The sequence below is a fragment of the Caballeronia grimmiae genome (assembly GCF_022879615.1).
GTDB lineage: Bacteria > Pseudomonadota > Gammaproteobacteria > Burkholderiales > Burkholderiaceae > Caballeronia > Caballeronia grimmiae.
Genome location: NZ_CP084271.1, coordinates 1,227,682 through 1,236,315, shown reverse-complemented (window position 1 = coordinate 1,236,315; position 8,634 = coordinate 1,227,682). Strand labels below are relative to the sequence as shown.

The 8,634-nt window shown below is 63.8% G+C and carries 8 protein-coding genes and 1 pseudogene; 4 read left to right on the top strand and 5 right to left on the bottom strand.

Annotation, left to right across the window (positions count from 1 at the left end):
• Nucleotides 1–257: 257 nt before the first annotated feature.
• Both LDZ21_RS05910 and LDZ21_RS05905 read left to right on the top strand, forming a co-directional pair.
• Nucleotides 258–824 carry a ComEA family DNA-binding protein gene (locus LDZ21_RS05910; protein WP_244794594.1) on the top strand — a complete coding sequence of 189 codons (567 nt, stop codon included), beginning with the start codon at nt 258–260 and terminating at the stop codon, nt 822–824.
• 39 nt (nt 825–863) lie between these two features.
• Nucleotides 864–1,319 (top strand): YidB family protein, encoded by a 456-nt coding sequence (locus tag LDZ21_RS05905; RefSeq protein WP_244794593.1) that lies wholly within the window; start codon nt 864–866, stop codon nt 1,317–1,319.
• Nucleotides 1,320–1,920: 601 nt separating this feature from the next.
• On the opposite strand, the gene clpB is transcribed toward LDZ21_RS05905, so the two are convergent.
• Both clpB and LDZ21_RS05895 read right to left on the bottom strand, forming a co-directional pair.
• Nucleotides 1,921–4,518: an ATP-dependent chaperone ClpB gene (gene clpB / locus LDZ21_RS05900; RefSeq protein ID WP_244794592.1), complete on the bottom strand. Its 2,598-nt coding sequence runs from the start codon at nt 4,516–4,518 to the stop codon at nt 1,921–1,923.
• Between the two features lie 146 nt (nt 4,519–4,664).
• A complete protein-coding gene (locus LDZ21_RS05895) occupies nt 4,665–5,156 on the bottom strand; it encodes an Rrf2 family transcriptional regulator (protein ID WP_244794591.1) in 492 nt (163 codons plus the stop codon).
• Nucleotides 5,157–5,344: 188 nt separating this feature from the next.
• On the opposite strand from LDZ21_RS05895, the gene LDZ21_RS05890 reads away from it, so the two are divergent.
• Nucleotides 5,345–5,887 carry a group III truncated hemoglobin gene (locus LDZ21_RS05890; protein WP_244794590.1) on the top strand — a complete coding sequence of 181 codons (543 nt, stop codon included), beginning with the start codon at nt 5,345–5,347 and terminating at the stop codon, nt 5,885–5,887.
• A 3-nt stretch (nt 5,888–5,890) separates the two neighbouring features.
• Here the strand turns inward: LDZ21_RS05890 and moaE are convergent, their stop codons facing one another.
• The 3 genes and pseudogenes from moaE to LDZ21_RS05875 form a co-directional block, all read right to left on the bottom strand.
• A complete protein-coding gene (gene moaE, locus LDZ21_RS05885; RefSeq protein ID WP_244794589.1) occupies nt 5,891–6,364 on the bottom strand; it encodes a molybdopterin synthase catalytic subunit MoaE in 474 nt (157 codons plus the stop codon).
• Nucleotide 6,365: 1 nt separating this feature from the next.
• Entirely contained in the window at nt 6,366–6,623 is a 258-nt protein-coding gene (moaD, locus tag LDZ21_RS05880; RefSeq protein WP_244794588.1) for a molybdopterin converting factor subunit 1, read from the bottom strand.
• 23 nt (nt 6,624–6,646) lie between these two features.
• A pseudogene (locus LDZ21_RS05875) lies at nt 6,647–7,873 on the bottom strand (molybdopterin molybdotransferase MoeA).
• Between the two features lie 213 nt (nt 7,874–8,086).
• Here LDZ21_RS05875 and LDZ21_RS05870 point away from each other — a divergent pair.
• The gene (locus tag LDZ21_RS05870) at nt 8,087–8,632 is read left to right on the top strand and encodes an NUDIX hydrolase (RefSeq protein ID WP_035970516.1); all 546 of its coding nucleotides are present in this window, start codon (nt 8,087–8,089) and stop codon (nt 8,630–8,632) included.
• Nucleotides 8,633–8,634: the final 2 nt, after the last annotated feature.

Genomic DNA, 8,634 nt, shown 5'->3' with positions numbered 1-8,634 from the left:
GCCTGGATCACGCGAACATTGGCATCGCGAAAATTCTCTCGCCGACGATTGCTTCGCGGCAGGCTACTTATCTCTCCGACGTTAAAGATTGTGCGCAAACGCGGCGCATCCTGCCGGGTCATGCAAAATGCCCACGGTCGACGCCCAGGGCGGAAAATTGTCCTATGCTTGACGGCGTTGCCCGCCTGATTCATTCGACGGTACGTGCCTGAGCGTTTCCGATCCACTGTTTCGATTCCTTTGTCCGGAGTGTCGTCATGCTGAAGAAGCTGTTGATGCTGTGCGTTGCGTTCATGCTGTCCATCGGCGCCGCGTTGGCCGCCGTCGATGTCAATACCGCCGATCAAGCCGCGCTCGAAGCGGTGAAAGGGCTCGGGCCGGTAAAATCGAAGGCGATCGTCGATGAACGCACGAAGAACGGACCGTATAAGGACGCGGACGACCTCGCGAATCGCGTGAAGGGCCTCGGCACGAAATCGGTGGCGAAGCTGGAGGAGAATGGACTGACCATCGGCGGCTCGTCGCTGCCGCCGACCGGCAAGACTTCGACGCCCTCGTCGACGAAGCCGCAGGGCGGCGCGGCGCCCAATTCGACGATCAGGTCATCGACGGCGGCGACCGCGGCGACATCGCCCGCGGCCACGAACGAGCGGACGCCGGCTGTGACGCCGGCGTCGGGCCCGTCCACTGCTTCCGGCAAGAAGAAATCGAGCGCGACGAGTGCCGCAGCATCGGCACCGGCCGCGACGAGCGACGCGAAAGCGTCCAAATCAAAGCGCAAGAAAGACAAAGCGGCGAGCGCCACGGCCGCCAGCGGTCTGTGAAGCGCAACGTTACCCGAAACCTTTTGTAGTGAGATAGAAATGAGCCTACTCGATATCCTCGCCTCCTCCCTCGGCAACTCGTCGCAACAACGCGGCCAGAGCGGCGGCGGTCAGGCCGCGCTGATCGCGGCGGCGCTTGAGTTCGTCAACAGCCAGCCTGGCGGCATCGCTGGCCTGATTCAGCGTTTTCATCAGAACGGCGCGGGCGATATCGTGTCGTCGTGGATCGGCACGGGTGAGAACAAGCCGATTAGCCCGGGACTGCTGACTAATGTGCTCGGGTCCGAGAATGTCGGCGCGCTGGCGCAGAAGGCGGGCGTGTCGGGCGATCAGCTTTCGGGATTGCTGGCGACGGTGCTGCCGCATATCGTCGACCGTGCGACGCCGAACGGCGAAGTGCCGCCGGAAGGAAAGCTGGATCTGACGGGCGTGCTGGGGTCGCTGGGCGGCCTCGCCGGGCTGTTCGGGGGAAGCGAGAGCCCGAAGCAGGGATAAGACGCGGTTCGTCCTGCATTGGGATGACTTGAAGGCCCCGCCCGGCGAAGCCGGGCGGGGCTTTTGCTTTTTCGACTCCGCGGCTTAGAGAGAGGCGCGGATGCGGTTCAGGCGAACCGCTGGCGTTTCGCCGTAGTGGCGCAAGCATGCAGCTATGCGAGAAATGCGATCACGCACGGCCCGGGCAATGTGCGGGCGCTGCTGCGATGCCGGCCGAGGAGGCGATGGCGCGCAGTCGGCCAGGTTCGTGGGAAGTTCGCACGCGATTAACCCTCCCGCGGTCCGCCGCTATCAGCTTCTCCAATCCATCTATGCAGAGAATGTCAGTCCGTATGAGCTGAACAGCGAGATGTATTTGATACGGTATCCAAACTAAATACCGCAGCCACCTCATGCAAATTTCCGACTTTGAAATTCCGTACTACAGTTCGGATCAACCGCCAAAGCGACTTCATTCAGGCGCAACAAACCGCACCGGGAGCGCAAGCCGCGCTTCAATCAGACTAGCCAGTTCTAACCACGTACTACCCAAGAAAAAAGGCAACGGTCCCCCGTTGCCTTTCCACCGCTCCCCCGCCGTAGCAAGGGAGCAAACCACACCTTAATGCACCACCCGGTCAAATACAAACTCGCCATCCCGGATATCAACCGGAATCACATCCTTAGGCCCAAAGCGCCCCGCGAGAATGAGCTTGGCCACCGGATTTTCGATCTCCTGCTGAATCGCCCGCTTCAACGGCCGCGCACCGAACACCGGGTCATAACCCACCTTCGCGATCTGCTCCAGCGCCGCATCCGACACATCGAGCTGCATATCCAGCTTGGCCAGCCGGTCATGCAAGCGCTGCAGTTGAATCTTCGCGATCGACTCGATATTCGCCCGATCAAGCGAATGGAATACCACGACATCATCGATACGATTCAGGAACTCCGGCCGGAAATGCAGTTTCACTTCTTCCCAGACCGCGTCTTTCACCTTGTCGTGCGGTTCGTCGACCATGCCCTGAATCACATGCGATCCAAGATTCGACGTCATGACGATCACCGTGTTCTTGAAGTCCACGGTACGGCCCTGTCCATCGGTCATGCGGCCATCGTCCAGCACTTGCAGCAGCACGTTGAACACATCCGGATGCGCCTTCTCGATCTCATCGAGCAGAATCACGCTATACGGCTTGCGGCGCACCGCTTCAGTCAGATAGCCGCCCTCTTCGTAACCGACGTATCCCGGCGGCGCGCCAATCAACCGCGCGACGCTGTGCTTCTCCATGAATTCGCTCATGTCGATGCGGATAAGATGCTCCTCCGAATCGAACAGAAACGCCGCGAGCGCCTTGCACAGTTCCGTCTTGCCGACGCCCGTCGGCCCCAGGAACAGGAACGAACCATACGGACGGTTCGGATCGGAAAGACCCGCGCGTGAACGGCGAATCGCATCGGCCACCGCGCCGATCGCTTCATCCTGGCCGACGACGCGCTCATGCAGCTTGCCCTCGATCTGCAGCAGCTTCTCGCGCTCGCCCTGCATCATGCGCGACACGGGAATGCCCGTTGAACGCGACACCACTTCCGCAATCTCCTCCGCGCCGACCTGCGTGCGCAAGAGACGCGGACGCGTCGGATTGTTCTGCTCCTGCGATTCCGCCTGCGTGACCTGCTTCAGCCGCGCTTCGAGCTCGGGCAGCTTGCCGTACTGCAACTCGGCGACCTTCTCGAGCTTGCCCTCGCGCTGCAAACGAGCGATGTCAGCGCGCACTTTCTCGATCTCTTCCTTCAGTTGCGCGCTGCCCTGCACCGCGGCCTTCTCGGCGGTCCAGATTTCCTCGAGATCGGAATACTCGCGGTTGAGCCGCTCGATTTCCTCTTCGATGAGTTGCAGCCGCTTCTGCGATGCCTCGTCCTTTTCCTTTTTCACCGCCTCGCGTTCGATCTTCAACTGAATGAGACGGCGATCCAGCTTGTCCATCTCTTCGGGCTTCGAATCGATTTCCATCTTGATGCGCGACGCCGCTTCGTCGATCAGATCGATCGCCTTGTCCGGCAGAAAACGGTCGGTGATATAGCGATGCGACAGTTCCGCCGCCGCGACGATCGCCGGATCCGTGATTTCGACGCCGTGGTGAAGCTCGTACTTCTCCTGCAAGCCGCGCAGGATCGCGATGGTCGCTTCCACCGACGGTTCATCCACGAGCACTTTCTGGAAACGGCGCTCCAGCGCCGCATCCTTCTCGATGTACTTGCGATACTCATCGAGCGTCGTCGCGCCGATGCAATGCAGCTCGCCGCGCGAGAGCGCAGGCTTCAGCATGTTGCCCGCATCCATCGCGCCTTCGGCCTTGCCGGCGCCGACCATCGTGTGAATTTCATCGATGAAGACGATGGTCTGCCCTTCGTCCTTGGCGATGTCGTTCAGCACGGCCTTCAGGCGTTCCTCGAACTCGCCGCGATACTTCGCGCCCGCGAGCAGCGCCGCCATGTCGAGCGACAGCACGCGCTTGCCCTTGAGCGTCTCCGGCACTTCGCCGTTGACGATGCGCTGCGCGAGCCCTTCGACGATCGCCGTCTTGCCGACGCCCGGCTCGCCGATCAGCACGGGGTTGTTCTTCGTGCGGCGCTGCAAAATCTGAATGGAGCGGCGGATTTCGTCGTCGCGGCCGATCACCGGATCGAGCTTGCCGGCGCGTGCGCGCTCGGTCAGATCGACGGTGTACTTCTTGAGCGCCTCGCGCTGGCTTTCGGCGTCCTGGCTGTTGACCTGCGCGCCGCCGCGCACCGCGTTGATCGCGGCCTCCAGCGCACGGCGCGTGAGCCCGTGCTGCTTCGCGATGCGGCCGGCCTCGCCTTTGTCATCGGCGACCGCCAGCAGGAACATTTCGCTCGCGATGTAGGTGTCGTTGAGCTTCTGCGCTTCCTTGTCGGCGTTGTTGAGCAGGCCCGCCAGATCGCGGCTAACCTGCACGTTGCCATCGGTGCCCTGCACTTGCGGCAGACGGCCGATCGCGTCGTTGACCGCCGACTGCAGCGCCTGAACCTGCACGCCCGCATGCGACAGCAGCGAGCGCGCGGAGCCGTCGCGCTGCGCGAGCAACGCGGACAGCAGATGCACAGGCTCGATATATTGATTGTCGTTGCCGACCGCCAGACTCTGCGCGTCGGACAAGGCTTCCTGAAACTTGGTGGTGAGTTTGTCGATTCTCATTTTTGGACAGCTCCAATTCTGAATACGACCAAAATGAGGCAGTTTCGCCCGCTTTCAAGCATGGTTTCGCTCAACGAGCGCATTTTTTTGGGTCTTTGGGCGCGCGAACGGCGTCTTTGGATACGAGCCGTAGCGCGAACGGACGTTCAGCGCGGCGTATCGGACGATACGATCGCAATCGCGGGCCTGGCACCCTCATTCGCGACGCCCAGCAGCCGCGCGAGTTCGTTCTCCGGCTCCGAGAGTTCGGCAACGGTACGCTTGTCGAGTTCGGCGAGAAAGGCATCGCGGGCGGCGGCGAGCGCGCCGCGCAACCGGCAGACCGGCTGGATCACGCAATGGCGATGATCGCCCTCGCGCGCGAAACAGCCGACGATCGCGAAATCGCTCTCGGTTGCCCGCACGATCTCCCCGATCGTCAGCGAACGCGCCCGCTCGGCGAGCCGCAGGCCGCCGCGCCGCCCGCGCACCGTCTCCACCCAGCCCAGGTCTCCCAGTTGCTGGACGATCTTCATCAGATGGTTCCGCGAGATGCCGTAAGCGTCGGCGATTTCCTGAATCGTCGAGAGGCCCGACGGCCGCACCGACAAGTAGAGCAGGACGCGCAACGCATAATCGGTGTAGTCGGTCAGTCGCATGATGTCGTGCGATGAGTGAAGAGCCGGGTGCGGCAATAAATCCGCGCGATCCCAAGGGGCGATCGACCCGCGTGGGCGTCACACGGTCTAATATCCGGGCGCAGCCTGGATGAGACACGCATTTTGCGCCAGATGAGTGCCTGCCGTCAGGAAATACCCCATCGACGTCTGCCCGACCGATTTACGCCATGAGTCAAGACCCTCCGAGCGCCGCCGACACACGCGAGCGCGAACCGAACGAAACCAACATCCGCGCGCTGGTCGAAGCGTTTTACCGCCGCGTGGACGATGATCCCCTGCTCGGCCCGATCTTCGCCCGCGAACTGGCCGGCCGCTGGGACGAGCATCTCGCGAAGATGACGACCTTCTGGTCGAGCCTCGTGCTGGGTTCGAAGCAGTATCGCGGGAACGTGCAGGAAGCGCATCGGCCGTTGGAAGGCATCGAGCCACGTCACTTTGCGCGCTGGCTGTCGCTGTTCCTGAACATGGTCGAAGCGCGCTACGCGCCGGCCGCCGCGGTGCAGTTCATGGAACCGGCGTTGCGCATCGCGCAGAGCCTGCAGTTGAGCAAATTCGGCTGGGACTACCGGATTCCCGCCGAACAGGAGGAACTGCTGGCGGCGCTGAAACGCCAGCGCACCGGCGGCAACGATGAGCCGCGCTTTCCCGAGCGCCCCGCCGGCGAGCCGTTTCCCGCGAAATTCGTCGGCAAGCCCGTCGACGAGCGATAACGATCAGTTTTCCGGCGTCGTCCAGCGCGCGAGCGCGGCGTCGTCGGATTCGCGGGCGTCCACCCAGCGCTCGCCGCGTTCGGTCTTCTCCTTCTTCCAGAAGGGCGCTTGCGTCTTCAGATAGTCCATCACGAACGCGCACGATTCGAACGCTTCCGCGCGATGCATCGCCGTCGTCGCGACGAGCACGATCTGATCGAGCGGCTTCAGCTTCCCCACGCGATGCACGATCAGCACGTCCGAGCCCGGCCAGCGCTCGCGCGCCTGATCGGCGATCGCTTCCAGCGACTTCTCGGTCATGCCCGGATAGTGCTCGAGTTCCATCGTCTCGACGGGGCTGCCTTCGTTCAGGTCACGCACCGTCCCGATGAAGCACGCCACCGCGCCGACCTTCGGATTGTCGGCGCGCAGTGCGGCGACTTCCGCGCCGAGATCGAAATCGGCTTCCTGCACGCGGATTTTGGCGAGCGTCGTCATGTCAGCCGCCCGTTACCGGCGGGAAGAATGCGACTTCGCAGCCATCGGTGATGCGCTGCGAGGCGTTCGTCATCACGTGATTGCAGGCCACGCGCAGCGTGCGGCCTTCCGCGAGCGTCTCGGCCCACACGCCGCCGCGCATGCGCAGCCAGGCGCGCACGTCGCCGACATTGACGACCGTGTCCGGCACGCTCACGGTCTCGTTCGCGACGCCCAGTGCCTCGCGCACGCTCGCAAAAAATCTCAGTTCGACTTTCATTTACGCCGGTCCTTCGCCATCGCTTAGCGCATCAGTTCTGAAAAGGGGATGAAGCGCACCATCTCGCCCGCGCTGATCGCATGATCCGGCGGATTGTCGATGAGTCCGTCGCCCCATACCGTCGACGTCAGCACCGCCGAACTCTGGTTCGGAAACACGTCGAGTCCGCCCGTCTCGTTCACGCGCGCGCGCAGGAATTCGTTGCGGCGGTCACCCTTCTTCTGCGTGAAGTCGGCGCGCATCGAGTAGACGCGCGGCGCGACGTTCGCCACGCCCGCCAGCCGCAGGATAAACGGCCGCACGAAGAGCAGGAACGTGCAAAAGCTCGATACCGGATTGCCCGGCAAGCCGATGAAATACGCCTCGTCCGGTTCGCTCGCCTGTCCGCGCCTCACCGCGCCGAACGCGAGCGGCTTGCCCGGTTTCATCGCGATCTGCCACATGGCGATGCGGCCTTCCGCCTCGACAGCGGGCTTCACGTGATCTTCCTCGCCGACCGACACGCCGCCGCACGTCAGAATCAGGTCGTGGTCGAGCGCGGCGCGGCGCAGGGTATCGCGGGTCGCGTCCAGCCGATCCGCCACGATGCCGAAATCGGTGACGTCGCAGCCGAGCTTCGCGAGCAGCGCGCGCAGCGTGAAGCGGTTCGAGTTGTAGATCGCGCCGGGCGCGAGCGGCTCGCCGGGCATGCGCAGTTCGTCGCCGGTAAAGAAAATCGCGACGCGCACACGGCGCACGGCTTCCAGCGACGCGCATCCCACCGATGCCGCAAGCCCCAGCGCCTGCGGCGTCAGTTGCGTGCCCGCCGGCAGGATCACCGCGCCGCGCTCGATGTCCGCGCCCTGCCGCGTGATCCATTCGCCTGCCTCGGGCGCTTGCGCGAACGCGACGCTCCCGTCGCCGGATGCGCGCGCCATCTCCTGCATCACGACCGCGTCCGCGCCCGGCGGCACCGTCGCGCCCGTGAAGATGCGCGCCGTGCCCGCCGCGAGCGGCCGCGGTTAGCCCGCCGGGCACCGCTGCGAAACGGGCAGCGCGACCGGCGCAGCGTCGCTGGCGGCGGCGAGATCGGCGGCGCGGACCGCGTAGCCGTCCATCGAGCTGGTGTGCATCGGCGGGACGTCGAGCGGTGAGATCACGTCGGCGGCCAGCACGCGGCCGAGCGCATCGAGCGTGTCGATGCGCTCGACGCCATCCACCCGGCGCGCGGCATCGAGCAGAAGGCCGAGGGCGTCGGCGGTGGCGAGCATCGGAGGACGGGGTTGTGATGACATGGGTTCGCTGAGGCGCGCGGCGCGCTTGTGTGATGAGACGGCAGGTTATGAGCAACTATTGTAGCGAGTAGCCGGCCGGCTTCGCCCGCGCGCGAAGCATCGAAGATAAAGAAACCGAACGACCGTCACGCGCCAAAGCCGCCCCGCCCCGGTGATACACTCGCACCACACTTTCCGCCATCCATTTCCATGAAATTCTGTTCCGTCTGCGGCCATGAGGTCGGCCTGAGCATTCCGCCCGGCGACAACCGCGAGCGCTATGTATGCGGCCAGTGCGGCACCGTCCACTACCAGAATCCGCGCAATGTCGTGGGCACCGTGCCGGTGTGGGACGACAAGGTCTTGCTGTGCCGCCGCGCGATCGAGCCGCGCTACGGCTACTGGACGCTGCCCGCGGGCTTCATGGAAATGGACGAGACGACGAGCGAAGGCGCGGCGCGCGAAACGCTGGAGGAAGCCGGCGCGCGCGTCGAGATTCAGAGCCTTTTCACGCTGCTCAACGTGCCGCACGTGCATCAGGTGCATCTGTTCTATCTGGCGCGGCTGCTCGACATCGAAGTCGATGCCGGCGAGGAAAGCCTCGAAGTGCGTCTTTTCGAGGAAAGCGAGATTCCCTGGGACGAGATTGCGTTCCCGACGGTCGGGCAGACGCTGCGCTTTTTCTTTGCCGACCGCGCCGCCGGCAATTTCACGCTGCACACGGGCGATATCTTCCGCACCCTGCGTGAAGGCTGAAG

Excerpts from the sequence above, each read along its gene's own strand:
- LDZ21_RS05910 (WP_244794594.1), top strand. The coding sequence starts at position 258 with ATGCTGAAGAAGCTGTTGATGCTGTGCGTTGCGTTCATGCTGTCCATC.
- LDZ21_RS05905 (WP_244794593.1), top strand. The coding sequence starts at position 864 with ATGAGCCTACTCGATATCCTCGCCTCCTCCCTCGGCAACTCGTCGCAA.
- clpB (WP_244794592.1), bottom strand. The coding sequence starts at position 4,518 with ATGAGAATCGACAAACTCACCACCAAGTTTCAGGAAGCCTTGTCCGAC.
- LDZ21_RS05895 (WP_244794591.1), bottom strand. The coding sequence starts at position 5,156 with ATGCGACTGACCGACTACACCGATTATGCGTTGCGCGTCCTGCTCTAC.
- LDZ21_RS05890 (WP_244794590.1), top strand. The coding sequence starts at position 5,345 with ATGAGTCAAGACCCTCCGAGCGCCGCCGACACACGCGAGCGCGAACCG.
- moaE (WP_244794589.1), bottom strand. The coding sequence starts at position 6,364 with ATGACGACGCTCGCCAAAATCCGCGTGCAGGAAGCCGATTTCGATCTC.
- moaD (WP_244794588.1), bottom strand. The coding sequence starts at position 6,623 with ATGAAAGTCGAACTGAGATTTTTTGCGAGCGTGCGCGAGGCACTGGGC.
- LDZ21_RS05870 (WP_035970516.1), top strand. The coding sequence starts at position 8,087 with ATGAAATTCTGTTCCGTCTGCGGCCATGAGGTCGGCCTGAGCATTCCG.